The 26089-nt window shown below is 69.2% G+C and carries 25 protein-coding genes and 1 pseudogene; 18 read left to right on the top strand and 8 right to left on the bottom strand.

What is annotated here, in order from left to right; genetic code table 11:
* The first annotated feature begins 4 nt into the window (after positions 1-4).
* The 9 genes from ABTZ43_RS08095 (at position 5) to ABTZ43_RS08055 (ending at position 9225) form a co-directional block, all read left to right on the top strand.
* Entirely contained in the window at positions 5-1291 is a 1287-nt protein-coding gene (locus ABTZ43_RS08095) for an adenylosuccinate synthase (protein WP_056414200.1), read from the top strand.
* Between the two features lie 7 nt (positions 1292-1298).
* Positions 1299-2408, top strand: a complete 1110-nt coding sequence (locus ABTZ43_RS08090) for a lactonase family protein (protein ID WP_350538445.1) — start codon at positions 1299-1301, stop codon at positions 2406-2408.
* Between the two features lie 53 nt (positions 2409-2461).
* The gene (locus ABTZ43_RS08085) at positions 2462-3838 is read left to right on the top strand and encodes an MFS transporter (protein ID WP_410477423.1); all 1377 of its coding nucleotides are present in this window, start codon (positions 2462-2464) and stop codon (positions 3836-3838) included.
* A gap of 123 nt (positions 3839-3961) precedes the next feature.
* Entirely contained in the window at positions 3962-5395 is a 1434-nt protein-coding gene (locus ABTZ43_RS08080) for a dihydrolipoyl dehydrogenase family protein (RefSeq protein ID WP_350538444.1), read from the top strand.
* 188 nt (positions 5396-5583) lie between these two features.
* Positions 5584-5886: a DUF427 domain-containing protein gene (locus ABTZ43_RS08075; protein WP_056414187.1), complete on the top strand. Its 303-nt coding sequence runs from the start codon at positions 5584-5586 to the stop codon at positions 5884-5886.
* 64 nt (positions 5887-5950) lie between these two features.
* Complete coding sequence (locus ABTZ43_RS08070) at positions 5951-6841, top strand: ABC transporter ATP-binding protein (protein WP_082539257.1); 891 nt, start codon at positions 5951-5953, stop codon at positions 6839-6841.
* A complete protein-coding gene (locus ABTZ43_RS08065) occupies positions 6838-7518 on the top strand; it encodes an ABC transporter permease (RefSeq protein ID WP_056414185.1) in 681 nt (226 codons plus the stop codon). The genes ABTZ43_RS08070 and ABTZ43_RS08065 overlap by 4 nt, the downstream gene beginning before the upstream one ends.
* Positions 7515-8249 (top strand): ABC transporter permease, encoded by a 735-nt coding sequence (locus ABTZ43_RS08060; protein ID WP_350538443.1) that lies wholly within the window; start codon positions 7515-7517, stop codon positions 8247-8249. The genes ABTZ43_RS08065 and ABTZ43_RS08060 overlap by 4 nt, the downstream gene beginning before the upstream one ends.
* 52 nt (positions 8250-8301) lie before the next feature.
* On the top strand, positions 8302-9225 hold the full coding sequence (locus ABTZ43_RS08055) for an ABC transporter substrate-binding protein (RefSeq protein ID WP_350538442.1): 924 nt from the start codon (positions 8302-8304) through the stop codon (positions 9223-9225).
* Between the two features lie 79 nt (positions 9226-9304).
* On the opposite strand, the gene ABTZ43_RS08050 is transcribed toward ABTZ43_RS08055, so the two are convergent.
* Entirely contained in the window at positions 9305-10606 is a 1302-nt protein-coding gene (locus ABTZ43_RS08050) for an AI-2E family transporter (protein ID WP_350538441.1), read from the bottom strand.
* A gap of 96 nt (positions 10607-10702) precedes the next feature.
* On the opposite strand from ABTZ43_RS08050, the gene ABTZ43_RS08045 reads away from it, so the two are divergent.
* Together ABTZ43_RS08045 and ABTZ43_RS08040 are read left to right on the top strand one after the other, a co-directional pair.
* Complete coding sequence (locus tag ABTZ43_RS08045) at positions 10703-11002, top strand: chorismate mutase (protein ID WP_045252643.1); 300 nt, start codon at positions 10703-10705, stop codon at positions 11000-11002.
* A gap of 138 nt (positions 11003-11140) precedes the next feature.
* On the top strand, positions 11141-12307 hold the full coding sequence (locus ABTZ43_RS08040) for an ROK family protein (protein WP_350538440.1): 1167 nt from the start codon (positions 11141-11143) through the stop codon (positions 12305-12307).
* A gap of 37 nt (positions 12308-12344) precedes the next feature.
* Here ABTZ43_RS08040 and ABTZ43_RS08035 read toward each other — a convergent pair whose 3' ends face one another.
* Positions 12345-12821 carry a hypothetical protein gene (locus ABTZ43_RS08035; protein WP_350538439.1) on the bottom strand — a complete coding sequence of 159 codons (477 nt, stop codon included), beginning with the start codon at positions 12819-12821 and terminating at the stop codon, positions 12345-12347.
* Between the two features lie 436 nt (positions 12822-13257).
* Between ABTZ43_RS08035 and ABTZ43_RS08030 the strand changes: the two genes are divergently transcribed.
* Positions 13258-13614 (top strand): hypothetical protein, encoded by a 357-nt coding sequence (locus ABTZ43_RS08030; RefSeq protein ID WP_350538438.1) that lies wholly within the window; start codon positions 13258-13260, stop codon positions 13612-13614.
* A 164-nt stretch (positions 13615-13778) separates the two neighbouring features.
* The gene (locus tag ABTZ43_RS08025; protein ID WP_350538437.1) at positions 13779-14261 is read left to right on the top strand and encodes a hypothetical protein; all 483 of its coding nucleotides are present in this window, start codon (positions 13779-13781) and stop codon (positions 14259-14261) included.
* Between the two features lie 330 nt (positions 14262-14591).
* Here ABTZ43_RS08025 and ABTZ43_RS08020 read toward each other — a convergent pair whose 3' ends face one another.
* From ABTZ43_RS08020 to ABTZ43_RS08010, 3 genes are read right to left on the bottom strand one after another with little or no spacing between them, the layout of a single operon-like run.
* On the bottom strand, positions 14592-15512 hold the full coding sequence (locus ABTZ43_RS08020; RefSeq protein ID WP_350538436.1) for a carbohydrate ABC transporter permease: 921 nt from the start codon (positions 15510-15512) through the stop codon (positions 14592-14594).
* A 2-nt stretch (positions 15513-15514) separates the two neighbouring features.
* Positions 15515-16486, bottom strand: coding sequence for a carbohydrate ABC transporter permease (locus ABTZ43_RS08015; protein ID WP_350538435.1), 972 nt, complete (start codon positions 16484-16486; stop codon positions 15515-15517).
* A gap of 31 nt (positions 16487-16517) precedes the next feature.
* Positions 16518-17762: an extracellular solute-binding protein gene (locus ABTZ43_RS08010; RefSeq protein ID WP_350538434.1), complete on the bottom strand. Its 1245-nt coding sequence runs from the start codon at positions 17760-17762 to the stop codon at positions 16518-16520.
* A gap of 284 nt (positions 17763-18046) precedes the next feature.
* On the opposite strand from ABTZ43_RS08010, the gene ABTZ43_RS08005 reads away from it, so the two are divergent.
* Genes ABTZ43_RS08005 through ABTZ43_RS07985 form a run of 5 tightly spaced genes read left to right on the top strand, consistent with a single transcriptional unit; the run spans position 18047 to position 22553 of the window.
* Entirely contained in the window at positions 18047-18943 is an 897-nt protein-coding gene (locus tag ABTZ43_RS08005) for an SIS domain-containing protein (protein ID WP_056414167.1), read from the top strand.
* Positions 18944-18967: 24 nt separating this feature from the next.
* Positions 18968-19960: an ROK family protein gene (locus tag ABTZ43_RS08000; RefSeq protein WP_082539255.1), complete on the top strand. Its 993-nt coding sequence runs from the start codon at positions 18968-18970 to the stop codon at positions 19958-19960.
* Positions 19957-20898: a 1-phosphofructokinase family hexose kinase gene (locus ABTZ43_RS07995; RefSeq protein WP_350538433.1), complete on the top strand. Its 942-nt coding sequence runs from the start codon at positions 19957-19959 to the stop codon at positions 20896-20898. The genes ABTZ43_RS08000 and ABTZ43_RS07995 overlap by 4 nt, the downstream gene beginning before the upstream one ends.
* Positions 20895-21749, top strand: coding sequence for a class II fructose-bisphosphate aldolase (locus tag ABTZ43_RS07990; protein ID WP_350538432.1), 855 nt, complete (start codon positions 20895-20897; stop codon positions 21747-21749). The genes ABTZ43_RS07995 and ABTZ43_RS07990 overlap by 4 nt, the downstream gene beginning before the upstream one ends.
* A gap of 27 nt (positions 21750-21776) precedes the next feature.
* Entirely contained in the window at positions 21777-22553 is a 777-nt protein-coding gene (locus ABTZ43_RS07985) for a DeoR/GlpR family DNA-binding transcription regulator (protein ID WP_350538431.1), read from the top strand.
* A gap of 23 nt (positions 22554-22576) precedes the next feature.
* On the opposite strand, the gene ABTZ43_RS07980 is transcribed toward ABTZ43_RS07985, so the two are convergent.
* From ABTZ43_RS07980 to ABTZ43_RS07970, 3 genes and pseudogenes are all read right to left on the bottom strand, one after another.
* Positions 22577-22987 carry an META domain-containing protein gene (locus tag ABTZ43_RS07980; protein WP_314097942.1) on the bottom strand — a complete coding sequence of 137 codons (411 nt, stop codon included), beginning with the start codon at positions 22985-22987 and terminating at the stop codon, positions 22577-22579.
* Between the two features lie 312 nt (positions 22988-23299).
* Entirely contained in the window at positions 23300-25735 is a 2436-nt protein-coding gene (locus ABTZ43_RS07975) for a CHAT domain-containing protein (RefSeq protein WP_350538430.1), read from the bottom strand.
* Between the two features lie 144 nt (positions 25736-25879).
* A pseudogene (locus tag ABTZ43_RS07970) lies at positions 25880-26089 on the bottom strand (hypothetical protein); the annotation flags it as partial.

Here is a 26089-nt window from a genome sequence, read left to right as displayed (position 1 = left end):
ACCCATGCCAGGAATCGTTATCGTCGGCGTCCAGTGGGGCGATGAGGGCAAGGGCAAGGCGACCGACCTGCTCGGCGAGCGCACCGACTGGGTCGTGAAGTTCAACGGCGGCAACAACGCCGGTCACACGGTCGTGGTCGGGAATGAGAAGTACGCGCTGCACCTGCTGCCCTCCGGCATCCTCTCGCCCGGGGTCACGCCCGTCATCGGCAACGGCGTCGTCATCGACCTCGAGGTGCTCTTCAGCGAGCTCGAGGCGCTCGGCGGCCGCGGCATCGATGTCTCGCGCCTCAAGGTCAGCGCCAACGCGCACATCATCACCCAGTACCACCGGACGCTCGACAAGGTCACCGAGCGCTTCCTCGGCAAGCGCATGATCGGCACCACCGGTCGCGGCATCGGGCCGGCGTATGCCGACAAGATCAACCGCGTCGGCATCCGCGTGCAGGATCTGTTCGACGAGAACATCCTGCGGCAGAAGGTCGAGGGCGCCCTCGACCAGAAGAACCACCTGCTGGTGAAGATCTTCAACCGCCGCTCGATCACCGCCGACGAGGTCGTCGAGGACCTGCTCTCGTACGCCGAGCGTCTGCGGCCCATGGTCGCCGACACCGGCCACCTTCTCGACGACGCGCTGCGCCGCGGCGAGGTCGTCGTGTTCGAGGGCGGCCAGGCCACCATGCTCGACGTCGATCACGGCACCTACCCGTTCGTCACCTCGTCGTCGGCCACGGCCGGTGGCGCCTCGACCGGATCGGGGGTCGGACCGGGCGCGCTCGACCGCATCGTCGGCATCGTCAAGGCGTACACGACCCGGGTGGGCTCGGGCCCCTTCCCGACCGAGCTCTTCGACGAGCAGGGCGAGTGGCTGCGTTCGCGCGGCTTCGAGTTCGGCACCACCACCGGTCGTCCGCGCCGGGTCGGCTGGTACGACGCCCCCATCACGCGCTACGCGACCCGGGTCAACGGCATCACCGACCTGGTGCTGACCAAGCTCGACATCCTCACCGGACTCGAGCAGATCCCGGTCTGCGTGGCGTACGACGTCGACGGCACGCGCTTCGACGAGGTGCCCGTCAACCAGACGGACTTCCATCACGCGACGCCCATCCTCGAGTACTTCCCGGGCTGGAGCGAGGACATCTCGACCGCTCGCACGTTCGAGGACCTGCCGCAGAACGCGCAGGACTACGTGCTCGCGCTCGAGGGGATGAGCAACACGCGCATCTCGGTCATCGGCGTCGGCCCCGAGCGCGACCAGGTGGTCGTCCGCCACGATCTGCTGGACTGAGCGCATCGTGACCCGGTTCTGGCTCGGCGGATACGGCTCCGCGATGGAGGGCTCCGCCGACGGCATCGGGCTGCTCGCGGGCGACGCCGACAGGCAGACCGCCCTCGAGTACCGCGGGGCGGTCACGCAGACGCCGTCGCCGTCGTGGCTCGCGCAGCATCCGACCCTCGACGTCGTCTACGCGGCGCTCGAGGGGGATGCCGCCGTGCAGGCGTTCTCCCGCAGCGGCGAGTCCGCGCTCCGACCCCTCGGCGAGCCGGTCGAGGCCGGAGAGAACGTCTGCCACGTCGCGGTGTCGCCGTCCGGCGGATACCTCGTCGCCAGCTGCTACGGCGACGGTCGGGTCGTGCGCATCGGCATAGCTCCCGACGGAGGTCTGGTCGCGGATGCCGCGAACAGGGCCGCGGAACTGCGGGCGGCGCTGCTCGGCGAGACCCTGGAGACGTCTGCGCCGGCGGGCGTCGCGGCCGCGGCATCCGACCCCTACCCCGGCGAGCGCACGGCCTCGGGCGACGAGCGGGAGTCGCACGCGCACTCCGCCGTCTTCCTCGCCGACGGACGCATCGCCACGACCGATCTCGGCTTCGATCTCGTGCGCATCTGGCGACCGACGGCGGGCGGGCTGATCCTCGATCACGAGATCGTGCTGCCGCTGGGCACCGGACCGCGCCACATGGTCGCGCACCCCAGCGGCCACCTGCATGTGGTGACCGAGTACTCGTGCGAGGTGTTCACGCTCGCCGCGGGCCGCGACGGCACGTGGGCGGTCGTGTCCGCGGTGCTGTCGAGCCCGATCGCCGAGGTGGGGGTGGACTTCCCCGCCGAGCTGGTGCGCTCGCGCGACGGACAGTTCCTCTACACCGCGCTGCGCGGCAGCAACACGATCGCCGCGCTGCGTGTGCGGGGCGGGGGCGAGAGCCTCGAATCGATCGCGCTCGCCGACTCCGGCGTGGACTGGCCGCGGCATCATCTCGTGCACGAGGGCAAGCTGCTCGTGGCCGGGCAGCGGTCCGACAGCATCGCCCTGCTCGACCTCGACGAGCGCACGGGGGCGCCGCTCGGCATCCGCCACACCGCCCAGGTGCCGACGCCGACGCACTTCCTGCCCGTCCGGTAGCCTCGACGGGCTCGCTTGACCTCAACCTTTGTTGAGGTTCTACCGTCGTGCCTATGACCATCGACACGGATGGGGTGCCGACCGAGAAGGTCGCGGCCCCCGGAATCATGAGCGGCGCCTACCTCTGGGTCACGATCGGGGCGTGCGCGCTCGTGTTCCTCGGGGCGTTCGAATCACTCGCCGTCACCACGGTGATGCCCGTCGTCAGCGCCGACCTCGACGGCGAGCGCCTGTACGCGCTGGCATTCGCCGGGCCGCTGGCCACCGGGGTGATCGGCATGGTCATCGCGGGCAACTGGGCGGACCGACGAGGACCGGTGGCACCGCTGTACACATCGGTCGCACTCTTCGTGGTCGGACTGCTGGTGGCGGGTTTCGCGCCCACCATGGAGGTGCTCGTCGCCGGGCGCTTCGCCCAGGGACTGGGGAACGGGGGTCTGATGGTCGCCCTCTACGTGGTCGTCGCCCGGGTGTACCCCCGCGCGCTGCATCCTGCGATCTTCGCCGGGTTCGCCGCCGCCTGGGTCGTCCCCTCCCTCGTCGGACCCACGGTGGCCGGAGCCGTCACCGAGCTGTGGAGCTGGCACTGGGTGTTCCTCGGCGTCGTGCTCCTCGTCGTGCCGGCCCTGCTCATGGTGGTCCCGGCGCTCCGCGGGCTGTCCGGCGCCGGCGACGCGACGACGCCGTGGGCGCTCGGACGGCTCGGGTGGGCGGTGCTCGCCGCGGCCGCGGTGCTCGCCCTCAACCTGGTCGGTGATGTGCCGGGGGCGGGCCTGGTCCTCGCCGGGGCAGCGGTGGTGGTGGCGCTCGTCGCGGTGCGGGCCCTGCTGCCGAAGGGAACGCTCCGCGCCGTGCGCGGCCTCCCCTCCGTGATGCTCGTGCGAGGGCTGGCGGCCGCAGGGTTCTTGGGTGCGGAGGTGTACATCCCGTATCTGCTGACCGAGCGCTACGCGGTCTCGCCCACAGTGGCCGGACTCTCGCTCACCGGCGGGGCGCTCGCGTGGTCGGTCGCCGCGACCGTGCAGGGGCGTATGAGCACCCGCCTGCCCAGCGCCGTGGCCGTGCGCATCGGCACGATCCTCGTCGCCGCGGGCGTCGCTCTCACCCTCGTCGCCGCCGCGCTCGCCGCGCCGGTCGCCTCCATCGTCGTCGCGTGGATCGTCGCAGGCGCCGGGATGGGACTGATGAGCCCGCGGACCAGCGCTCTCACCCTCGAGATGTCGGCACCCGAGAACCAGGGATTCAACAGCTCGGCGATGTCGGTCGCGGACTCGTTCGGCAGTGCACTCGCCCTCGCGATCACGGGGGTCCTGTTCACGGGTGTCGCCGCGGTCGCCGACCCGTTCGTCACCGTGTTCGTGTTCACGGGGATCATCGCGCTCGCCGCGGCCGTGCTCGCTCCCCGGGTCTCGCCGCGGGTGGCTGGCTGAGCGGGAACCCGCCCGGCCACCCCGCCGACGCGCCCGGGCTCTCTTGCACAGCGCGCGGCGGAACACCACCCCGTGACTCGACGTTGGTCTTGAGCAAGACTGGGCGACGGAGAGGTGCACCCCATGACTGCTGAGAAGACCGACGAATACGACCTGATCGTGCTGGGCGGAGGTCCGGTGGGCGAGAACGTCGCCGACCGCGCCGTGCAGGACGGACTGACCGCGATCATCGTGGAGAGCGAGCTGGTGGGCGGTGAGTGCTCGTACTGGGCCTGCATGCCGTCGAAGGCGCTGCTGCGTTCGGGCCAGGCTCTGCGTGCGGCGCAGAAGGTCAAGGGCGCAGCCGAAGCGGTCACCGGAAAGCTCGACGTGCGCGCGGTGTTCGACCGTCGCGACTCCTTCACGAGCAACTGGTCCGATGACGGTCAGGTGAAGTGGCTCGACTCCGCCGGCATCGATCTGGCTCGCGGTCACGGCCGTCTGTCGGGCGAGCGGGAGGTGACGGTGACCGACGCCGACGGCGGCACCCGCGTGATCCGCGCCCGCCACGCGGTGGCGATCAGCACGGGCTCGGATGCAGTGATCCCCCCGATCGACGGACTGCGCGAGGCGTCTCCGTGGACCAGCCGCGAGGCGACCAGCGCCGAGGAGCTGCCCGAGTCGCTCGCCGTGATCGGCGGCGGAGTCGTCGCGGTCGAGATGGCGACGGCGTATGCGGCTCTCGGCTCGACTGTCACGATCATCGCCCGCAGCGGTCTGCTCGGCTCGATGGAGCCCTTCGCGGGCGAGCGCGTCGCAGCGGGGTTGCGGGAGCTCGGCGTCGACGTGCGCACCGACACCGGCACGACACGCGTCACGCGCGGCGACGACGGCGTGACGATCGTGCTCGACGACGACTCGACGGTCACCGCGACAGAGGTCCTCGTCGCCACCGGGCGCTCGCCTCGCAGCGGAGATGTCGGACTCGACGTCGTCGGTCTCGAGCCCGGGCGCTGGATCGCGGTCGACGACACGATGCGCGTGCCCGGCTCCGACTGGCTCTACGCGGTCGGCGACGTGAACGGCCGCGTGCTGCTGACGCACCAGGGCAAGTACCAGGCGCGTGCGGCCGGCGACGTGATCGCGGCACGCGCTCAGGGGGCGGATGTCGATGACGCGCCCTGGGGAAAGCACGTCGCGACGGCCGATCACGCGGCCGCGCCGCAGGTAACGTTCTCGTTCCCGGAGGTCGCATCGGTCGGGCTCACCGAGGCGCAGGCCCGCGAGGCCGGGATCGACGTGGCGGCCGTCGACTACGACCTGGGCGGCATCGCGGGCGCGAGCCTGTACGAGGACGGCTTCGCGGGTCAGGCCCGCATCGTGATCGACACGGCGCGCGACGTCATCGTCGGGGCGACGTTCGTGGGCCCGGAGGTCGCGGAGCTCGTGCAGACGGCGACGGTGGCGATCGTCGGCGAGGTGCCGATCGCCCGACTCTGGCACGCCGTACCCGCGTACCCGACGATCAGCGAGATCTGGCTGCGACTCCTCGAGACCTACGGGCGGGACTCCGCATGATCGGGGCGGGCGCGGATGCCGGTGGGCGATCCGTTCCCGCATCCGCTCCGAACAGACGTCGGGGACAGGGAGCGTTCCGCGCGCCCTGACCCGGGATTGTTACTCACATCGACAGCCCCCGGCGCAAGCCCGGGACGGATGTCGCAGACCTCTTATACGCTCGAACCCACATCCGAGGAGGCAGGACCATGAAGGCTGTACTCGCAGGAACCGTCATCGCCGAGGCAGACGAGAGCGATCTCGCACGCATCGAAGGCAACTGGTACTTCCCGCCCGCATCGATCACCGAGGGAGCGCTCGTCGAGAGCCCGACCCCGTACACCTGTCCGTGGAAGGGCGCTGCGCAGTACTTCTCGGTGCAGGCCGGCGGAGAGCTGCACACCGACTACGCGTGGTCGTACCCGACGCCGTTCCCCAGTGCGTTCGACCGCGTCGGCAAGGACTTCTCGGGCTTCGTCGCCTTCGATCCGCGGGTCGAGATCTCCGAATGACCTCCGTATGCCGAAGCCGGGGCGCTGACGCCCGTCTCGTCGATCCACCGACTGGAGATCAGCCATGATCGAATTCCGCAACGTCACCAAACAGTTCCCCGACGGCACCACCGCCGTCAAGGATTTCAGCCTGGTGCTGCCGTCCCGCAAGACGACGGTCTTCGTCGGGTCCTCGGGCTGCGGCAAGACCACCCTGCTGCGCATGATCAACCGCATGGTCGAGCCGACGTCCGGCGACATCGAGATCGACGGCGAGAACGTCCTCGGGGGCGACCCCGTGCAGCTGCGGCGGAGCATCGGGTACGTCATGCAGAACTCCGGGCTCATGCCGCACTTCACCGTGATCGACAACGTCGCCACCGTGCTGCGCCTGACCGGCGTCAAGAAGGGACCGGCCCACGACCGGGCGCGTGAGCTGCTCACGACCGTCGGCCTCGACCAGTCCCTGGCCGAGCGGTACCCGAGCCAGCTCTCGGGCGGGCAGCAGCAGCGCGTGGGCGTGGCCCGCGGGCTCGCGGCCGACCCCAACATCCTGCTCATGGACGAGCCGTTCGGCGCGGTCGACCCGATCGTGCGCGCCGACCTGCAGACCGAGACGCTTCGGCTGCAGCGCGAGCTCGACAAGACGGTCGTCTTCGTCACGCATGACATCGACGAGGCGTTCCTGCTCGGCGACCAGGTCGTGATCCTCGACAAGGGGGCGCGCATCGTGCAGGTGGGCAGCCCGAGCGAGATCATCGAGAACCCGGCCGACGACTTCGTGTCGTCCTTCATCGGTGCCGACCGCGGACGCCGCGCGCTGCATCTGCGGGAGACGCCGCACGGCACTGTCGTGGTCGACTCCGAAGGTCGCACGCAGGGAGCCATCGTGGCCGACGTCGAGAGGTCCGACGGTCCTCTCGCAGGACCGGATGCCGCCGCACTCGGCGTCGTCCAGGGCGACGATCGCACGTGAACTGGGTCACCGACAACCTGGGGCTGATCTTCGAACTGACCCTGGTGCATCTGCGGCAGAGCATCATCCCGATCGTGCTCGGCTTCGTGCTGTCGCTGCCGCTCGGCTGGGTCGCGTGGCGGTTCCGACTCGTTCGCGGGCCGATCATCGTGCTCACGGGTCTGCTCTACACGATCCCGTCGCTCGCCCTGCTGATCCTGCTGCCGGCCGCACTCGGCTACTCGGCCATCAGCGAGTCGAACCTGGTGATCGCCCTGACCATCTACGCGATCGCGATTCTCGTGCGCGCGGTGTCCGATGGCCTCGACTCGGTCGACGACGGGGTGCGGCAGGCCGCCACCGCAACGGGATTCGCCGCCTTCCGCCGCTTCTGGGCCGTCGAGTTCCCCCTCGCCGGGCCGGTCATCCTCGCGGGGCTGCGCGTCACCGCGGTGAGCACGATCTCGCTCGCCACGGTCGGCATCCTGATCGGCGTCACGAACCTCGGCTATCTCTTCACCAACGGCCTCGAACGACGCATCATCGCCGAGGTGTTCGCGGGCGTGATCGCTGTCGTCGTCATCGCGCTGGTGATCGACCTCATCCTGTTGGTGATCGGCCGCGCGCTGATGCCGTGGACCCGCGCCGCGTCCAAGCCGACCGCCGCCCGCGCTCTCGCCGTGGGGGCTCCCGCATGAACCTCTTCGCGGAGGCCATCGCCTGGATGCTCGCCCCCTCGCAGTGGACGGGCAGCTACGCGCTGCCCGTGCTGCTCGGTCAGCATCTCGTGCTCACGGCGATCTCGGTGCTGATCGCGGCCGTGATCGCCCTCCCGATCGGCTGGCTCATCGGTCACACCGGACGCGGTCGCGAGATCGCGGTGGCGGTGTCGGGAGCGGCTCGCGCGATCCCGGCGTTCGGCCTGATGGTGCTGCTCGTCCTGTTGCTCGGCGTTCTGCGCGTGCCGCAGGCCGCAGTGGTCACGTTCGTGCTGCTGGCGATCCCGTCGCTGCTCGCGGGCGCCTACACGGGACTCGAGGCCATCGACCGTCGGGTCATCGACGCCGCGAAGGCGATGGGCATGACGGGCTGGCAGGTCTTCTGGAAGGTCGAGGTGCCGCTCGGTCTGCCGCTGCTGGTCGGCGGCATCCGCTCGGCTCTCCTGCAGGTCATCGCCACCGTCACGATCGCCGCATACGTCAACCTCGGCGGCCTCGGATACCCGATCATCCAGGGCATCCCGCTGCGTCGGTTCGATCAGGTGCTCGCCGGCGCGATCATCGTCGCCGTCCTCGCCCTGATCGTCGATCTGCTCCTCGCGGCCGCTCAGCATGCCGCGGTCCCCGCAGGCCTGCGCACCGGCCGGCAGACCGGACGCAGGTCCCGCGCCTCGGCGCGACCCGCAGCCGTGACGCCCGCGGCCGCCTGAACCGCCCCTCACCGTCCCATTCCCCACAGCAGTTCCAGAGAAGAGGAAGTCCATGTTCACAGCACGAGGCAAGCGCTCCGTCTTCGCCGTAGGCCTTGTCGCCGCGGCGGCACTCGCCCTGTCCGCCTGCAGCTCGAGCAACCCGCTCGACGAGCCGTCCGAATCCAGCTCCGGCTCGGGCGGCGGCGACACGATCGTCGTCGGATCGCAGGCGTACTACTCCAACGAGATCATCGCCGAGATCTACGCGCAGGCACTCGAGGGTGCCGGCTTCGACGTCGAGAAGAAGCTCAACATCGGTCAGCGCGACGCGTACATGCCCGACGTCGAGTCCGGCGCGATCAACGTCTTCCCCGAGTACACGGGCAGCCTGCTCGAGTACATCTCGGATGACGACGTGACCGTGACCAGCCCCGACGACGTCTACGCCGCACTGCAGGATGCTCTGCCCGACAGTCTCACGGCCCTCGACTTCGCCGAGGCGACCGACCAGGACTCCTACACGGTGCTGAAGAGCTTCGCCGAGGAGAACGACCTGAAGACGATCGGCGACCTCGGCAAGGTCACCTCGCCGGTCACCATCGGCGCGTCGCCCGAGTTCGAGCAGCGTCCGTACAGCCCGGCGAAGGCCAAGGAGGTGTACGGCGTCGATCTGACGTTCTCGGCCACCGGCCCGACCACGCTCGAGTCGCTGCTCGCCGGCCAGATCCAGGTCGCAGACATCTACACCGCCGACCCGGCCTTCGAGACCGAGGACATCGTGGCCCTGGAAGACCCCGAGAACCTCATCATCTCGTCGAACGTCGTGCCGATCGTCTCGAGTGACATCGCCGACGACGTGTCCGATGTGCTCAACGCGATCAGCGCCAAGCTGACCGGTGAGGAGCTCGTCGCTCTCAACGTGCTGAGCACGGTCGACCAGCAGTCCTCCGCCGAGATCGCCAAGAAGTGGCTGGCTGACAACGACCTCAGCTGATCACTGTCGTCCCGTCGCAGAAGTGCCCGGTCCCGCACGGGGGCCGGGCACTTCTGCGTCCGCGGGCGAGTCGCGACCGCTAGACCCGGGAGTCCTGCCGGGGGATCAGCACCTGCTTGATGATGATGAGGATGGATGCCGCGACCGGCACCGCGACCAGTGCACCCAGCAGGCCGAGCAGCGTGCCGCCGGCGAGGGCGCCGATCACGACCAGCGCTCCGGGCACGGCGACCGCGCGGTTCATCACGCGCGGGGTGATCACGTACGCCTCGATCTGCATGTAGACGAGGTAGACGATCGCGAAGACGAGGGCAGCGATCGGATCGCTGAAGAGCGCGAGTCCGGTGCCGACGATCCAGAAGATCACCGAACCGACGAGCGGGATGAGCGTGATGCAGAACGCGACCGTCGCCATCAGCGGGGGGAACGGCAGACCGAGGAAGAAGTACAGCAGGAACGCGAGGATCGCGTTGCAGAGCGCGAGCACCACCATGCCCATGACGTAGGCGCCGACCGAATCGGTGATCTGATCGGTGATGTCGCTCGCACGAGCGCGGTCACGGGCGGGAGCGAGGCGCAGCATCCCCGCCTTCATCGTGGGCAGCGTCGCCACGAAGTAGAGCGTCAGCACCAGCACGACGATGATTCCCGAGATGGCGTTCGCGATCGAGGCGCCGACCTGCAGCGCCCCGCCCCCGATCGTGGCGATGTTGCCGGGATCGGTGAGGAACTTCTGCACGTCGGCGACGAGGCTCTGGAACTGATCGCCGAACTGGGCGTCGAGAGTCGCGTAGAGGTCGCTGCGCGTGAACTCCTGGATCATGCCCGGGACGGACTTCACGAAGCCGGCTATCTGATCGATGACCACCGGGAGCACCATCCAGAGGACCAGTGCGATCACCACGACCAGCCCGGCGATCGAGACGACGACGGAGAGCGCCCGCGAGAGCCCGCGTCGCTCGAGGAACCGCACGGTCGGATCGAGGCCGAGGGCCGCGAAGAGCGCGAGGGCGATGTAGATGAGGACGGTGGAGAGATTGGCGACCGCCAGGCCGAGGACGAGGGCGGCCAGGCCGCCGAGCGTCACCAGGAAGCCGAACACGAAGGGGCGGTCGATCCGGGTCCAGAACGAACGGCTGGGGGTCATCGGCTCGATGATCACCGGGCGGGGGGAGGCGAGCGCGTGTGCGACAGCGGAGTCGGCCGGGCCGGTGGTGTGCGGGTCGGTCGCATGTGGCTCGGTGGCGTGCGGGTCCGCCGGAACGGGATGCTCGGTGGCCGCCGCCGTGTCGACGGTGAGAGCCGGCAGCGAGGCCGCTGCGGGAGCCCCGGATGCCGCATCGGGCGCTGTCGAGGAGGGGTCCTGATCTTCACGGCTCATGTGCTCACGATACTGCCGACGCGGGTGCCGCCTGCAGGATGTGGAGCCCACGCCCGCGCAGGGTCGTGTGGCCCCGTGTTTCCGTAGAGTAGGGGCATGACCGCCGTCGAAGATCCTCGTGCTGAGCTCCTCCGCCTTCGTGCCAGTATCGACAACATCGATGCCGCCCTCATCTTCATGCTCGCCGAGCGTTTCCGGGCGACGCAGCAGGTCGGCCAGCTCAAGGCCATGCACGAGATGCCGGCATCCGACCCCGGCCGCGAGGAGCAGCAGGTCGCGAGGCTCAAGTCGCTCGCGGAGGAGGCGCATCTCGACCCCGAGTTCGCCGAGAAGTGGTTCAACTTCGTGGTGGCCGAGGTCATCCGCCATCACACCGAAGCCGCAGAAGGACGATGATCCGGTCGTCCGAGCGGATGACAGTGTGTGCAGCACTCACCCGCCCGGAGACCGAACTAAGTTTATTGAATAAACTATGACTGAGCGTACGCAGGGCACTCGAACCTGTCAACAGATCGCGTCGACGGGATCGGATCCATGCTGAACAGCGACGACACCCTCGACACTCAGGCGGCTCTGCGCCGAGCGAACCTGCGCCGTGCTCTGCAGCTCGTCTTCAGCGAACCCGGCGTGCAGACCCGCGCGGGCATCGCGCGGGCCACCGGTCTCACCGCGGCGACCGCGTCGTCGCTCGTCGCCGAACTCATCGATCTCGACCTCATCGTCGACGGTGAACAGGCCGCCAGCACCGGCGGCAAGCGGGCGACGACGCTGACGATCGATGCGACCCGTCACCTCATCGTCGTCGTCGTGATCAGGCCCTCCGAGGCCGCGCTCGCTCTGGTGGCCCTCGACGGAACCGAGGTCGAGTCGCGCCGGATCTCGTATTCCCCGAGCTCGAGGGATGCGGTCCTCGACGAGGCCGTCGCGCGCATCGCCGCCGAGTACGAGGGTCGCCTTCTCGTGGTCGGCGTGCAGCTGCCCGGTACCACGGACGGCCGCCGTGTGCTCGAGAGCGTGCAGCTCGACTGGACCGACGTCGCGCTCGCCGACCGTCTCGAACGGGTGATCGACGTGCCGGTGCTGCTCGTCAACGACGTGGATGCCGAGGCCATCGCCGAGGCCGCCCGCGAGGACGAGGCCGCCGGCTACCGCCTCTTCATCCACCTCGGCACAGGCATCGGCGCCGCGGTCACCCTCGACGGCGAACTGGCCCCGGGGCCGCGCGACCGCGCGGGGGAGATCGGGCATGTGCAGGTGCAGTTCGGTGACGACGCTTCTGCGTGCCGTTGCGGGCGGCAGGGATGCCTGGAATCCGTGGCCTCGCTGACGGCCATGCTCGGCGACGACGTCGACGACGCGATGGACGAGGCGGTGATCGCCGAGGTCGCGGCCTCCGCCGACGAGCGGCGTCTGGTCGTCGGCGCGCAGGCGCTGGCCGGCGCGATCCGCCTCATCGCCGCGGTCCTCGACGCCCGGGAGGTCGTGATCGGTGGGCCGGCGCGGGCCCTCGGAGACCGGTTCCTGCGACTCGTGCAGAGCGAGATCGACTACCCGGCGATGGGCACCGTCGGTGTGTCCGTGCGGTACTCGGCTGCCGACGCCTCGATCTCGACGGGCGTCGCTCAGGTGGCGCTGTCCCGCGCGCTCGGGGTGCGCTGGAGTCCGGCGCAGCTGCGCCCGGCATCCGCCCCGGCATCCTGATCGACGCACCCGACGCCTCCACGGCGCCGGATCACGCTCAGCGCGTGGCGATCCCGACGAGCGCGGCGACGAGTCCGGCGATCACCAGGACGACAATCGCGAGGATGTGCACGATTTTGCCGGCGACGAGCATCGGCAGGTCGGGCCCGTCGTACGACGCGGGGTTGAAGAGCACGCCGCGCGCGTGGAAGCTCCAGCGCATGCTGAACCCGATGCGCCGCAGCGCGTGCGACGGCGCGCGAAACGTCTGCCCGTGCTCTTCGCGTGATGACTTCCATGCCGCCTGCACCGCGTACCAGGCGATCACGAAGAAGGGCATCGCGAGAGATACGGCCCAGGCGATGAGGGCGACGCCGATCAGGGTGCCCATCCCGGCGCCGAGTTCTCGGATGAAGAAAAGCCCGAGAGCCGCGAGCCCGACCGCCACGGGCACGAGCACCACGCCCCAGCCCCATCCGGGGTGCGCACCGGCCGCCTGGTGCCTTTCAACGCGCCCCGCATCCTGCCACGTCATCTGATTCCCCCCTGCCTCACCGCACCGGATGGCGGAGTCGACCGTGCCAGCGTAACCGGGCCGGCAGTCGGCGGCCCGCCTGGAACGCCCCATCGAGGATGGGAATGAGGAGGACGATCACACCTGGCACGAGCCGAGGTGCTCTCGTATTAGAGAAATGGAGGTCGATGTATGAGCATCACGAAATCTCTGTGTCGTACTCGACAAAAGTGCGGAAGTCGGTACGCGGTAGAGTCCGTGCATGTTGAATTGCCTGCGAGTGATCCAGGTGGCGTCGTTCGTCGCCCTCGGAAGCGTCGCACTCTCAGGGTGCACGTCATCTTTTGATGCAGTGGATACACCCGCCCCTACGGGGTCGACGACGGTAACAACTCCCAACGCTTCCTCGACACCCACCCCCACGCCAGCTCTCACTCCAGCTCCATCGTCGGGCGACATGGATGGCGTCGCAGGTTGCTCGACACTGTCGAAGATCGTCATGCCAAATCTCGCTGAGGGACAAACGATGGTTGAGGTGGCATGGAACGGCGTCGAACCGGTCGATAAGGGCCAATCCGAGGGAGCGCGGGGAATCATAACGAAAACAGCCGACGGGCGTATCGAATCGTACACAGTCACGGATGGCGACTCACCGTTAGCAATTGGGGAGCGGCTGTGCATCTCAATATTCACATACATGTATTACAACCACATAGGGGACAAGCTGCTCACTGGTGACGTGTTGATTCTTGGCCCGGGTACGTTGGTGCCCAACGAATACTTTTCCTTTGACATGACGCAACCGGAGCGCTGACGAGGCGCGACTTATTCAAAGTCACGTCAGACGGGTCGTACCCGTTGGCCGCAGGATGGTAGGCAATGAACACTCGAATGCTGAACAGCTGCTGGGTCGGGCCATACAAGGAGAGGTGTGCTTCAGCGGTGAACGTCTCGCGGATGGGGCGCGCAGCATGCCTCATGTTCGCCGTCGCGTTTCTCACCGCTTGTGGGCCCGATACGCGGGGGTTTGCTGAGGAGCTCCTATCGGCGGATGTGGCGGTGTCAGTCGATGCCATGAGCTCGACTGTCGAGTCGGCTGCTCCCGGTCGCGACCCGGTGCGGGAGGACTACGCGATCGTCGCCAAGTACGAATTGTTGTCTGGCTTGGATGACCTGCCCGACGCCGGGGCGGCCGACACGGTGTACTGCCTGGAGCGGACCGGCGACAGGATCACGGCCTGTGTCTTCTTCCCCATGAACGTCTCGATTCCGTCCGGATTTTCCGGCTTCTCGTCGAGCATCTATGGGTGCGCCGAGCTGACCGGCGTTCCGGGTAGCTTCGAGATCGACGTTGAGGACGCAGAGTGTCCGCAGGAATTGGTCGACTGGTTCTCCGAGCGGTCCGATCAAGAACCGTCCCCCGTGTCCATACGTGGGTTTATCTCGAGCCCCGGAAAGTGAGAGCCCCTATGATTCAGCCCGGAGCTGCAGAGGCGTTCTATTCGTCCGCCCGATGAACCACGAAGGTGTCAGATCTGCACGTTCTCGAATCCTCCGGTCCACCCGCATGGCCACAGCGATCCCGGTGACTTCTATCCTTCTCTCGCTGCATGTCGGATGTTGATGATCCTCAGGCGTTCACTTAGCCGACGACCACGGCGGTCGCCGCTCCAGGCACGCCAGCGGTGGACTCACCGGCTTTGACGCCTTCTCAAGCGAGTACGAGGCGGTTCCCGTGGGGCGACGATGCGGAGCGCCACGCGGGTGGCACTCCGCACCCGCCCCGACGGACTACTTGACGCTGCCGGCGGTCAGCCCGCCGACCAGACGCTTCTCGATGAGCATGAACAGGATGACGACCGGCAGGATCGCGACGATCGAGACGCCGAACACGTACTGCCAGCTGGTCTCGTACTGACCGACGAACTTGGTCAGCGCGACGGACAGCGGCTGGTTCTTGTCGGTGGAGAGGATCACCAGCGATGCGGCGAACTCGTTCCAGCAGGCGACGAACGTGAAGACGATCGCGGTGACGATACCCGGCCATACGAGCGGCAGGTTGATCTTGAAGAGCACGGTGAAGCGCCCTGCTCCGTCGATCTGGGCGGCCTCGTCGATCTCCTTGGGGATTCCGGCGAAGAACGAGTGCATGATCCAGACCGCGAACGACAGGTTGAACGCCGCGTTGATGAAGATCATCGCCGCCCACGTGTCGCCGAGCCCCAGCACCGTGAACTGGCGGAACAGACCCGAGGTCAGCACCGCGGGCTGCAGCATCTGCGTCACGATCACCAGGAACAGGAACACCATGCGTCCGGGGAACTTGAAGCGGGCGGTGTAGTACGCGGCGGGCAGCGAGACCAGGAGCACGAGCAGGGTCGCGAACACGGCGATGATGACCGTCGAGATCAGGTTGTAGGGCAGCGGCGTCTCGGGGGTCGACCACATCGAGATGTAGTTCTCCCAGTGCCACTCGATCGGCAGGTAGGTCGGGTCGACCGACCGGATCTGCGGCTTGGTCTTCACACTGCCGAAGAACATGATCAGGTACGGCAGCACGAAGATCGCGAGCACGAGCACCCCGGCGGCCATGCGCAGGATGACGCGGGGCAGCGTCACCTGGTCTTCGGTGTACCGGCGCTTGCGTCCGGGGATGCGGGGTGCAGCGTCGTCTCCGGCGGTGGTGACGAGGGCGGTCTCGGTCAGGGTCACGATCAGACCTCCTTCATGGGCTTGACGGCCTTGACATAGATCGCGACGATCACGATCACGATGAGGAAGGCCACGACCGACAGGGCGCTCGCGACGTCGACCTTCTTCTGCAGCTCGATGTACTTGAAGATCATCGTCATGATCGTGTCGGCGCCGTAGCCCGGGATCGATCCGGTCATCACCTTGAGGATCGGCAGCGAGTTGAACACGTTGATGATGTTGATCAGCACGGCGACCGCGAGCGCGCTGCGCAGCTGCGGCAGCACGATGGTCCAGTAGGTGCGGGTGGCGCCGGCGCCGTCCATCTTCGCGGCCTCGAGGGTGTCGGACGGAACCGTCTGGAGCCCGGCGAGGATCGTGTAGGTCGTGAAGGGGAGGGACACGAAGATCGCGATCACGATCGACCAGGCGAATGCGGTCGCCGGGTTCTTCGTCCACCCGTAGCCCACCGCGTCGTCGGAGAGTCCGATGTCGTAGAGGAACTTGTTGAAGACACCGAAGTACGGCTCGAGGCTGTAGTAGAAGACCATGGTCGTCATCACGACGGATGCGGCCCACGGGACGATCACGGCCATGCGCACGATCTGTCGTCCGGGGAACGCCTTGTTGAGGATCTGGGCGAGCCCGAGCGAGATCATCACGGTGAAGCCGACCACCACGACGACCCAGATGACGGTGCGGAAGATGATCGGCCAGAACTCGGCGAACGCGAACACCGTCGCGAAGTTGTCGAAGCCGACCGACCCCTTGTCGAGGCCGGAGAGCGAGATGTCGCGGGTCGAGTTGAAGAACATCACGCCGGCGGGGAAGAGCACGACGCCGATGATGAGCAGCAGTGCCGGCGCGATCCACGGCAGCGCCTGCAGGAGGTCCTTGCCGGGGGTGCCGCGGGTGCCGCCGGTACGGCGGCCGGGGGTGCGGGGGCGACCGGTGGCCGCCCCCGCGAGGTTCGAGGATTCTGTCGTCTGGCTCATGGGAATACCCGAACCTCTCCGTCTGCGGGACTCAGCCCGCGTCGACCTGCGCCTGGATCTCGGTCAGGACGTCCTGTGCGGACTTCGTCTGCAGCTGGCCGAAGAGCGACTTGAAGGCGCCGTCGGCGGCCGACCACTTCGCGTTCGTCGACGGGTAGAACTGCGCGTCGGGCAGCACGTCGAGGAACGGCTTGAGAGCCTCCTCGCCGGAGAGCTGCTCGGCACCCGACTTGGTGACGGGCAGGAAGCCCTCGGCCTGCACCCACGGCACGTACACGTCGGCCGAGTAGTAGTAGTCGAAGAACTTGGTGATCGCCTCCTGCTTGTCCCCGTCGTTCTCGAACGCCATCAGCTGATCCATCACGCCGAGGGTGAACGGCGAGCCGTCCTCGGTCGGGATGGGGACGATCGAGTAGTCGAGCTCGGGGTTGCCCTCTTCGATCTGGCCGACCGTCGGGGGCAGTCCCACCTGCATGCCGATCTTGCCCTGGATGAAGATGTCCATCAGGGGGGAGCGCTGGGTGGAGCCGGGGTCGGCCTGCGTCGCGCCGGCGTCGATCATCTTCTTGATCTGCTCGGCACCGGCGAGGTTCGCCGGAGTGTCGATCGTGATCTCGGAGGCGTCGCCGAACGAGCCGCCGCCTCCCCAGAGCCACACGGCCGCCTCGGCCTGAGCTTCTTCCGAGCCGAGGGGCATGCCGTAGCCGGCCACTCCGCCGCCGAGCGCCGACACCTTGGTCGCGGCGTCGAGCAGCTCGTCCCAGGTCTTCGGCGCCTCGACGCCGGCCTGCTCGAGCAGCGCGTTGTTGACGAACAGCGCGCGAGCGGAGGCGATCAGGGGCAGGGCGTATGCGGTGCCGTCGACCTCGGCGTTCGCGAGGAACGCGTCCTGGAAGTCGGAGTAGGTGTCGTCCGAGACGACATCCTCCACCGGGTAGAGGAGCTCGTCGCCGACGAACCCGGCGAACGGGCCGCCGTTGTAGATGTCAGGAGCCTCGCCGGCCTGGATCTTGGTGGAGACGACCTTCTCGAGGTTGTCCCAGGACTGCACCTCGAGCTCGACCTTGATGTCGGGGTTCTCCTTCTCGAACCCGTCGATCACGTCTTCCCACAGGCCCTTCGTGGCGTCGGAGTAGCTCGGGACGAGGAGGTCGAGCGTGGTCTCGCCGTCGGCGTCGCCTCCGCCTCCGGTCGAGCCGCCGAACCCGCACGAAGCGAGCGTGAGAGTGGCGGTCGCCGCCAGGGCGACGGCGCCGAACCGCAGTGACTTCTTCATGTGTATTGCATTCCTCACTGTGTAGGTGGTGCACAGGCGCACGCACTGCACGCGACGGTGCGTGTGATCGCCCTTCCTGGTGGCGGGGCGATCGGTCAAGCCGGGTCGGCTCGGGGTCCTCCGAGACCGGGGCGGCGGAGGGGCGGTGGAACTTGTTCGATTATTTGTCAGGAGAATAAACAAATCAAGGGGAACCTTGCATCGATTCCTGATGTCGAAATACTATGATCGAATAAGCTATAAAACGATCACAAACCTGCAACATCTGGTCCGGAGGATCCGACATGCCTGAATATCAGCCCGGCGCCCACATGCGCGAAGAGCTCCACTCGCAGCCCGAGACCTGGTCGCGCGCGGCCGATCTGCGTGACGCGCAGGCTCTGCTGCCGGCATCCGGGGCGCGTATCGCGGTCGTCGGATGCGGGACGTCGTGGTTCATGGCGCAGTCCTACGCGTTCCTCCGCGAGACCGCAGGGCACGGCGAGACCGATGCCTTCGCCGCCTCCGAGTCCTTCGTCGACCGTGGCTATGACGCCGTCGTCGCGCTGACGCGTTCGGGCACCACGACCGAGGTCCTCGAGCTCGTCGACCGCATCAAGGGGCGCGTGCGCACGATCGGTGTGATCGGCGACGAGACCTCGCCTCTCGTCTCGCTCGTCGATGACGCGGTGCTGCTGCCGTTCGCCGACGAGAAGTCGGTCGTGCAGACGCGATTCGCCACCACAGCGCTCGCGCTCTTCCGCGCGTCGCTCGGGGAGGACCTCACCGGGGCGATCGAGGATGCCGCAGCAGTCCTGGCCGACGACTACGACGACGAGCTGCGGGACGCCGAGCAGTACTCCTTCCTCGGACGCGGCTGGACCGTCGGCCTCGCGCACGAGGCGGCGCTCAAGATGCGCGAGTCCTCGCAGTCGTGGACCGAGTCGTACCCCTCGATGGAGTACCGCCACGGTCCGATCGCGATCGCGGCGCCCGGTCGCGTCACCTGGCAGTTCGGCGAGGCGCCCGAGGGGCTGGCCGCGCAGGTTCGCGCCACCGGTGCGCGCTTCGTGCAGCATCCGGTCGACCCTCTGGCCGACCTCGTCCGGCTGCACCGCGTCGCGCTCGACCGCGCCGTGGCCCGCGGCCTCGACCCCGACCTGCCGCGCAACCTCACGCGATCCGTCATCCTGGACGCATGACCCGAACCGAGTCCGGAGCTGTCCATGACCAGCGCTGAGGATGCCGCGCACATCGCCGATGTCGTGCGCGACCCGTCCGGCGAGACGCTCGCCGCGGCGCGCACGGTCGGCCCCGGAGTCCCCGTGCTGGCCTTCGACGTCGGGGGCACCGACATCAAGTCGGCGCTGTTCGACGCCGACGGCACGGCGCTGGGCCTTCGGCGCACGCCGACTCCCGCGGCCGACGGCGATCGCACGGCGGTGCTCATCGAGCGCCTCGGGGTGCTCGCCGCGGAGCTGCGGGCCGACCATCCCGATGTCGTGCCGGAGGCTGCAGGCCTCGTGGTGCCGGGGATCGTCGACGCGGATGCCGGGCTCGGCGTCTTCGCGAGCAATCTCGGCTGGAGGAACTCACCGCTGCGCGACCTCGCCTCGGCGAAGCTCGGTCTTCCGGTCGCTTTCGATCACGACGTGCGGGCGGCGAGCTGGGCGGAGCACCGCCTCGGCGGCGCGCGCGCGTACGCGAACTCTGTCGTGCTCGTGATCGGCACGGGCATCGCCGGCGCCCTCCTCGTGGGCGGTGAGCCGTACACGGCCGGGGGCTACGCCGGCGAGATCGGCCACTCCCCGATCGCCGACGGCCCCGTGTGCTCGTGCGGTGCCCGCGGGTGTCTCGAGACCGTCGCGTCGGCCGGGGCCATCGCCCGTCGATACCGTGAGGCGACCGGCGTCGACCCCGACGGTGCGAAGGACGTGATCGCCCGTGCCGCGGCCGGCGACCCCGTCGCCGCCGAGATCTGGGACTCCGCACTCGACGCGCTCACTCTCTCGCTGGCGCAGCTGACCGCGGTCGTCGCGCCCGAGGCCATCGTGATCGGCGGGGGACTCTCCCGCGCCGGTGGGGCGCTGTTCGACGAGCTGCGGGCGCGGCTCACCGCCCGGCTGAGCTTCCACCGCATCCCCGCCCTCGTCCCCGCCGAGCTGTCGGGCAACGCCGGCATCCTCGGCGCCGCACTGCGCGCGAGGGAGCTCGCATGATCCTCACAATCACCCCCAACCCGGCGCTCGATCTCACCTGGCACGTCGACCGGCTCACGCCGGGCGAGACGCATCGGGCGGATGCTGGCGCGGTTCGCGCCGGCGGCAAGGGCCTCAACGTCGCCAGGGTCGCTCATGCTCAGGGCGCCTCGGTGCTGGCCGTCTCGACGGCGGGCGGTCGCAGCGGAATCGAGCTCGCCTCCGAGCTCGGAGCCAGCGGCGTGCCGCACCGACTCGTGCCGGTGGCGGGTGCCACCCGGCAGAGCATCGCGCTGGTCGATCGCGAGCTCGGCGACACCACGGTCGTGAACGAGCGTGGCGAGAATCCGACCGATGCCGAGTGGGCGACGCTCGTCGGCGAGATCGTCGACGCTCTTCCCGGCGCACAGGTGCTGGTGATCTCCGGCAGCCTCCCGCCCGGTGCGCCCGAGACGCTGCTGCCCCTGCTGATCGGCACGGCCCAGGACGCCGGTGTGCCGGTGATCGTCGACACGTCCGGACCCGCGATGCTGCTCGCCGCGGATGCCAAAGCATCCGTCCTCAAGCCCAATGCCGCCGAGCTCGTCGAGGCGACCGGCATCGCCGACCCCGTCGAGGGCGCCCGCTCGCTGATCGCGCGCGGCGTCGAGCTCGTGCTGCTGTCGCTCGGTGCCGATGGGATGCTCGCGGTGACGGCGTCCGACGTGCGGCACGCACGGCTCGAGACCCCGCTCGCGGGCAATCCGACCGGTGCGGGTGACGCCGCCGTCGCGGCCTGCGCCGTGCTCTACGCCGACGGCGTGCGCGACCCCGAGACGATCCTGCGCCGTGCGACCGCCTGGTCGGCCGCCGCGGTGCTGATGCCGCTCGCCGGCGAGATCTCCGACGACTGGGAGGCTCTCGAAGCCCGCCTCACCGTCGGCCCCTTCACCCCCGTCTCTCGAGAGGACTCCCCGTGACTTTGGTCTCCGCCCGCGAGCTCGTGACGGATGCCGCAGCCCGCGGCACCGGCATCGGCGCGTTCAACGTGATCCATCTCGAGACCGCTGAAGGGCTGGTGCGTGCCTCCGAGGCAGCGCACCTGCCGGTGATCCTGCAGATCTCGCAGAACTGCGCCGACTATCACGGCGGCCTCGAGCCCATCGCGCTGGCGACCCTCGCGGTCGCTCGACGCGCGGAGACACCGGTGGCGGTGCACCTCGACCACGCGGAGCGGCCCGAGCTCGTCGACGAGGCCATCGCCCTCGGATTCGGCTCGGTCATGTTCGACGGGGGTGCACTGCCCTACGACGAGAACGTCGCGATCACCGCCGCCGTCGCCGCGCGCGCGCACGCCGCCGGTGTCTACATCGAGGGTGAACTCGGCGAGGTCGGCGGCAAAGACGGAGCCCACGCGCCCGGAGTGCGCACCGATCCCGACGAGGCGCGCGCGTTCGTCGCGGCGACCGGCGTCGACGCGCTGGCCGTGGCGGTGGGGTCTTCGCACGCGATGACGGATCGCACGGCATCCCTCGATCTCGCGCTGATCGGCCGCCTTCGCGATGCGCTGGACGTTCCCCTGGTGCTGCACGGCTCGTCGGGTGTCGCGGATGCCGTGATCGCCGACGCCGTGCGCGCGGGGATGACCAAGATCAACGTCTCGACGCACCTGAACGGCTTCTTCACTCGGGCGGTCCGCGCGACGCTCGACGCCGACCCGCGCCTGGTCGACTCGCGGAAGTACCTGACCCCTGCGCGCGAGGCGCTCGCCGGCGAGGCTGCCCGGATGCTGCGACTGTTCGCGCTCGAGGGCGCCGGAGTTGCGGGATGACCCCGTGAACACGGGCAGGATGGTGACATGAAGCGCGCCGCCCGACTGAACGCGATCCTCGACCTGCTGGCCGCGGACGGCGAGGTGAACGTCGACGAGCTCGTCGACCGATTCGGAGCATCCGCCGCGACCACCCGCCGCGATCTCGACTCGCTCGCCGAGCAGCGTCTGCTCACCCGCACCCACGGCGGGGCGGTCGCGCATTCGGTCGCCTACGAGCTGCCGATCCGCTACAAGAGCCACCAGCGCGCGCAGCAGAAAGAGAGCATCGCCCAGGCTGCGGCCGCCCTGGTCGCCCCGGGCATGGTCGTCGGGCTCTCCGGCGGCACCACGACCACCGCGATCGCGGCTGCCCTCGCTGCGCGCGACGACCTCGCGGTCGGTCCGGGGATCACGGTCGTCACGAACGCCGTGAACATCGCGGCGCAGCTCGCGACCCGCCCTGACATCAAGGTCGTCGTCACGGGCGGCGTGATCCATTCGCGCAGCTACGAGCTGGTCGGACCGTTCGTCGAGCAGCTGCTGCGCGGGGTGCGACTCGACATCGCCTTCATCGGCGTCAACGGCATGGATGCCGCAGCCGGCGCCACCACGCAGGACGAACGCGAGGCCGCGGTGAACCGCATGATGGCCGAGCGTGCGCGTCGTGCCGTGGTGGTCACCGACAGCAGCAAGCTCGGCACGATCGCGTTCGCCGCCGTCGGCGGTGCGGAGCTGTTCGCCGTGCTCCTCACAGACGACGGCGCGGATGCCGCGACCCTCGCCGACCTGCGCGCGGCAGGCTACGAGGTCCTGACCTCCTGACCTCATGAGCCCGGTGTCGGACCTCAGTCCTCAGACCTCACCAGCTCGATGGTCGGAGCGTCCGTGGGTCCGAAGAGCATGAGCGCTCCGCCGTCGACCATCGCGCCATCGGACGCTGCGAGCACGGGCACCACGCCCTCCGGGCAGCCTCTTTCGGTCTGCCCGGTGAACTCGAGATAGATGGTGCCGCCGTTCGGACCGCTCCAGGTCCCGGACTGCGTGTTGCAGCCGTCGAAGCCGACCATCGTCCCGTCCGCATTCAGCGTCAGCGACACATCCGGATCATCCGGCGAGGCCCATGCGCCCACCAGCGCGTCGCTCGGCGAGAGCGTCGATGCGGACGGCGTGGGGGTCGGCATCACGGAGTTCTGCCCCTGGACCGTGCACCCCACCGTCGTCGCAGCGCAGGCGACCGCCAGTGCGACGAGCAACATGCTTCTCGATCTCATCAATACCAGCTCCCCGGCAGTTCACGCGGCCGTCCGTGCCGAATCTCTGCAATGCTCGCACCCGGAGCCGACCCCTGCAAGCATCCCGGTGCCGGACTCCATGCGGGGATGCCGCGACCCTTCTCGCGACATCCCCGGAGCAGATGGTGTCTGTCGGCCTCACACTCCCCAGTGCACGAGGTACCCCATACCGACTGCGCCTCCCTCGCACTCCGTCTCCGAAGCCCTTCGCGTGGCACCTTCTGGAGATAAGGAGTGACCGCTCGACGTCCTGATACATCGAGTGGAGAAATTTCCTCAGAGTCCGCTGCCGTGGCACTGGAACGGTGCGGCCAGGCCGGTGGACACGGATGCGGCGGCCAACGCGACGGCCGGAGCGACACCGGCCGCGAGCTGGTCATGCACGGCTCCGAGCAGCTCGCACGCCACGTCGTCGGCGACCACGACCGGGGCCGCGATGACGCAGCGCGTGCCCGCGTGCAGCCAGACCCTGGTCATGCCCAACGCCTCCTCGCCCCAGCGCACGGATGAGCGGCCGAGCTCGCAGGCCGAGAGCACCACGGTGTCGGGTGCGCGCGCGATGAGATCGACGTCGTAGCCGAACAGAGTGCCGTCGGCGAGCTCGAAGCCGGAGAACAGCGGGTTGTCGACCGCGTGACGTCCGTGCGCGGCGATGTGCAGGATGTCGACGTCTTCGGCGAGTGCGGTGACCGCGGAGACCCGGGCGTCGTCTCGCGTGAGCACCGTGGCGTCCTGCCACGCCGCCGCCGCTCGACGCACCTCCTCGTCGGCGCGAGCCACGCGCGGACCGGTGGCGAAGCCGGCGGTGACCGGCGCGCCCGTCGAGGGGGCCGGAGCGATGTCGCCGAGCCAGCGCGAGATCGACGTCGCGAGGGTGAACGGCGTCCCCGACATCCCCGGGAGCATCGCCCAGGGGACTCCCGCCAGAATGCCGGGAACCGTCAGCACCAGCCTCCGCGCTCCCCCCGCGGCCGCGCGCGCCGGGGCGAGGAGGGCGTCGTCGAGCACCCGCAGTCGCTCGTCGAGCGAGCGGGAGACGAGCGCCGCCATCGCACCGCCGCGGGTCAGCGCCGCGACGTCGAGATCGGCGCGGAGCCCGTCGAGCGCATCCTGGATGCGCGACCACGACAGCTCGACGATCGTGGCGCCGGAGTTCGTGACCACCACGCACAGCAGCTCGGTGCGTGTGTAGATGTAGGCCAGGATCGCGGTGTCGCCGTCGAGGGCGGAACGGGTCTCTCGCAGTCCGAGGCGTTCGCGGCTGCCACCGGCGCCGGTCGATGACCACTGCCGGTCGCGCACCCGGTCGCGCAGCTCGCGCACACGGGCGTCGGTCGTCCAGTCGGACCCGGCGAGGTCGGCGCGCAGCATCCGCAGCTCCGCCAGGTCGGCCGAGAGCCCGGCGTCGTGCGGCGGCCGCACCGGAGCCACCTGCTGGCTCAGATGCCGGGCGCGCTCCGACCACTCGAACACCACTTCCGGGTCGTGCGAGCGAGCAGCCGCGGCGAGGCCGGTGAACATCAGCTCGGTGCCGTGCATCGCGACGGATGCCTGAAGGTCGAGCGCGCCGAAGGACTGCTGCCAGGTGGTGAGCAGGTCGAGCCCCTCCGCAGCGGTGCGGCGGGCGTCGGCATCCCTGCCCCGGTCGGCGGCCCGCACGGCGCGCACCTCGTGGGCCCGCAGACGTAGGGGCATCGGGGCGTCGGGGGCGAGCCGCGGCATCCGTCCCCCGTCGGCGAGCCGCGCCGTGAGCGACAGGGCGGCGGCTTCGGTGCGGAATCCGCCGCGGGTGAGAGCGGCTGCGGTGCGGGTGAAATCGGCGGCGGCTGGCGGACGCGTCGGGTGGGCGCGCAGCCGGGCCTCGAGCCGCACGGCCTCTGCACGAGCCGCCCACCCTTCACTGCCGAGGGTGGCGAACCGGCGGGATGCGGTCGCGGCAGCACGTTCGGCTGCTGCGGCGTCGTGCCGCAGCAGTGACCGGGCGAGGTGGAACTCGGCCTCCCCCCGGGCCTGCCGCATCCGCTGCGCTCCGAACTGCGCAGCGACCGCACCCAGCAGCTCTTCGGCCTCGGTCGTGAGGCCGGCATCGCGCAGCACCTCGGCCCGGTCGAGATCGCTGATGGCGGCGGCGAGGTCGCTGGTCGCCGCGAGGGTGGGGCGAGAGCGCGTCATGAGGGCGAGAGCGGTGACGAGGTCGCCGCCGAGCAGGGCCGCATAGCCGAGGTTGTGGCGGGCTTCGGCGAGGGGCTCCTGTGCGTCGTGCGCCTCATAGGTCGCGATGGCCCGCTGCAGGTCGTCGGCGCAGCGGTCGAGATGGTGCCGTTGCATATCGACCATGGCCCGGCTCATGCGCAGATTCGCGCCCTCGATCGAGTCGTCGTCGAGGCCGTCGATCGCGGTGGTCAGCGACAACTCCGCCTCGTCGAGCCGCCCGCCGTGCATCAGCAGCGTGCCGAGCTGGCCGTGCGAGAGCGCGACGGTCTCGGCGCTGAGCCCCGGTCGCGACAGCGCTTCGCGGCAGAGCTGCTCGGCCGCGGCGGGCTGTCCGGTCTGCGCGAGCACGTACGCCATGGTGCCGTCGATGCGGGCGCGCAGATCCTGGTCGTCGGTGCGCGACGATGCGGCGGTGAGGGCGCGACGTGCCTGCGCGAACCGTCGGGAGTTGGCCGCGTCGACGCCGCGCCGATGCAGCACGTGCGCGGTCAGGGGCATCACACCAGAATGCCGGTCGGCGGGGCGTCAGGGAAGGCCCGCGGCGGCATCCGCGGCTTCGGATGGCTGGACGACGCCCGGATGGCTGACGATTCCGTCCCCTTCGGTCAGCCGTCCGGGCGTTCGTCAGCCACCCGAGCGCGCCTACCCCCGCTCGACCGGAGTCGGAAGCGTCTTCAGCACCGCCGCGACCGCCTTCGCCGCGGCGGCAGGAGTCGCCCCCTGCGTCGGGACAGTGCCGAGCTGGGCCGCGACCCGCCCCGCGACGTAAGGCGCCGAGAACGAGGTGCCGCTCCAGATCGCGAAGCCGCCCCGATAGTCGTCGGGATCGATCGTCTCGCGACGCAGTCCCTC

The organism is Microbacterium sp. NPDC097977, from assembly GCF_040302605.1.
Lineage (GTDB): Bacteria > Actinomycetota > Actinomycetes > Actinomycetales > Microbacteriaceae > Microbacterium.
Note: the sequence above shows the minus strand (reverse complement) of the source record. Positions and strands in the feature narration are given on the sequence as shown.

Bases quoted from the DNA above. Each gene is read 5' to 3' on its own strand.
- ABTZ43_RS08070 (WP_082539257.1), top strand. From the start codon at position 5,951: ATGATCGAATTCCGCAACGTCACCAAACAGTTCCCCGACGGCACCACC.
- ABTZ43_RS08060 (WP_350538443.1), top strand. From the start codon at position 7,515: ATGAACCTCTTCGCGGAGGCCATCGCCTGGATGCTCGCCCCCTCGCAG.
- ABTZ43_RS08095 (WP_056414200.1), top strand. From the start codon at position 5: ATGCCAGGAATCGTTATCGTCGGCGTCCAGTGGGGCGATGAGGGCAAG.
- ABTZ43_RS08015 (WP_350538435.1), bottom strand. From the start codon at position 16,486: ATGAGCCAGACGACAGAATCCTCGAACCTCGCGGGGGCGGCCACCGGT.
- ABTZ43_RS08050 (WP_350538441.1), bottom strand. From the start codon at position 10,606: ATGAGCCGTGAAGATCAGGACCCCTCCTCGACAGCGCCCGATGCGGCA.
- ABTZ43_RS08010 (WP_350538434.1), bottom strand. From the start codon at position 17,762: ATGAAGAAGTCACTGCGGTTCGGCGCCGTCGCCCTGGCGGCGACCGCC.
- ABTZ43_RS08035 (WP_350538439.1), bottom strand. From the start codon at position 12,821: ATGACGTGGCAGGATGCGGGGCGCGTTGAAAGGCACCAGGCGGCCGGT.
- ABTZ43_RS08045 (WP_045252643.1), top strand. From the start codon at position 10,703: ATGACCGCCGTCGAAGATCCTCGTGCTGAGCTCCTCCGCCTTCGTGCC.
- ABTZ43_RS08005 (WP_056414167.1), top strand. From the start codon at position 18,047: ATGCCTGAATATCAGCCCGGCGCCCACATGCGCGAAGAGCTCCACTCG.
- ABTZ43_RS08085 (WP_410477423.1), top strand. From the start codon at position 2,462: ATGACCATCGACACGGATGGGGTGCCGACCGAGAAGGTCGCGGCCCCC.
- ABTZ43_RS07975 (WP_350538430.1), bottom strand. From the start codon at position 25,735: ATGCCCCTGACCGCGCACGTGCTGCATCGGCGCGGCGTCGACGCGGCC.
- ABTZ43_RS08040 (WP_350538440.1), top strand. From the start codon at position 11,141: ATGCTGAACAGCGACGACACCCTCGACACTCAGGCGGCTCTGCGCCGA.
- ABTZ43_RS08025 (WP_350538437.1), top strand. From the start codon at position 13,779: ATGTTCGCCGTCGCGTTTCTCACCGCTTGTGGGCCCGATACGCGGGGG.
- ABTZ43_RS08055 (WP_350538442.1), top strand. From the start codon at position 8,302: ATGTTCACAGCACGAGGCAAGCGCTCCGTCTTCGCCGTAGGCCTTGTC.
- ABTZ43_RS08030 (WP_350538438.1), top strand. From the start codon at position 13,258: ATGGATGGCGTCGCAGGTTGCTCGACACTGTCGAAGATCGTCATGCCA.
- ABTZ43_RS08000 (WP_082539255.1), top strand. From the start codon at position 18,968: ATGACCAGCGCTGAGGATGCCGCGCACATCGCCGATGTCGTGCGCGAC.
- ABTZ43_RS07980 (WP_314097942.1), bottom strand. From the start codon at position 22,987: ATGTTGCTCGTCGCACTGGCGGTCGCCTGCGCTGCGACGACGGTGGGG.
- ABTZ43_RS08075 (WP_056414187.1), top strand. From the start codon at position 5,584: ATGAAGGCTGTACTCGCAGGAACCGTCATCGCCGAGGCAGACGAGAGC.
- ABTZ43_RS07985 (WP_350538431.1), top strand. From the start codon at position 21,777: ATGAAGCGCGCCGCCCGACTGAACGCGATCCTCGACCTGCTGGCCGCG.
- ABTZ43_RS08080 (WP_350538444.1), top strand. From the start codon at position 3,962: ATGACTGCTGAGAAGACCGACGAATACGACCTGATCGTGCTGGGCGGA.
- ABTZ43_RS07995 (WP_350538433.1), top strand. From the start codon at position 19,957: ATGATCCTCACAATCACCCCCAACCCGGCGCTCGATCTCACCTGGCAC.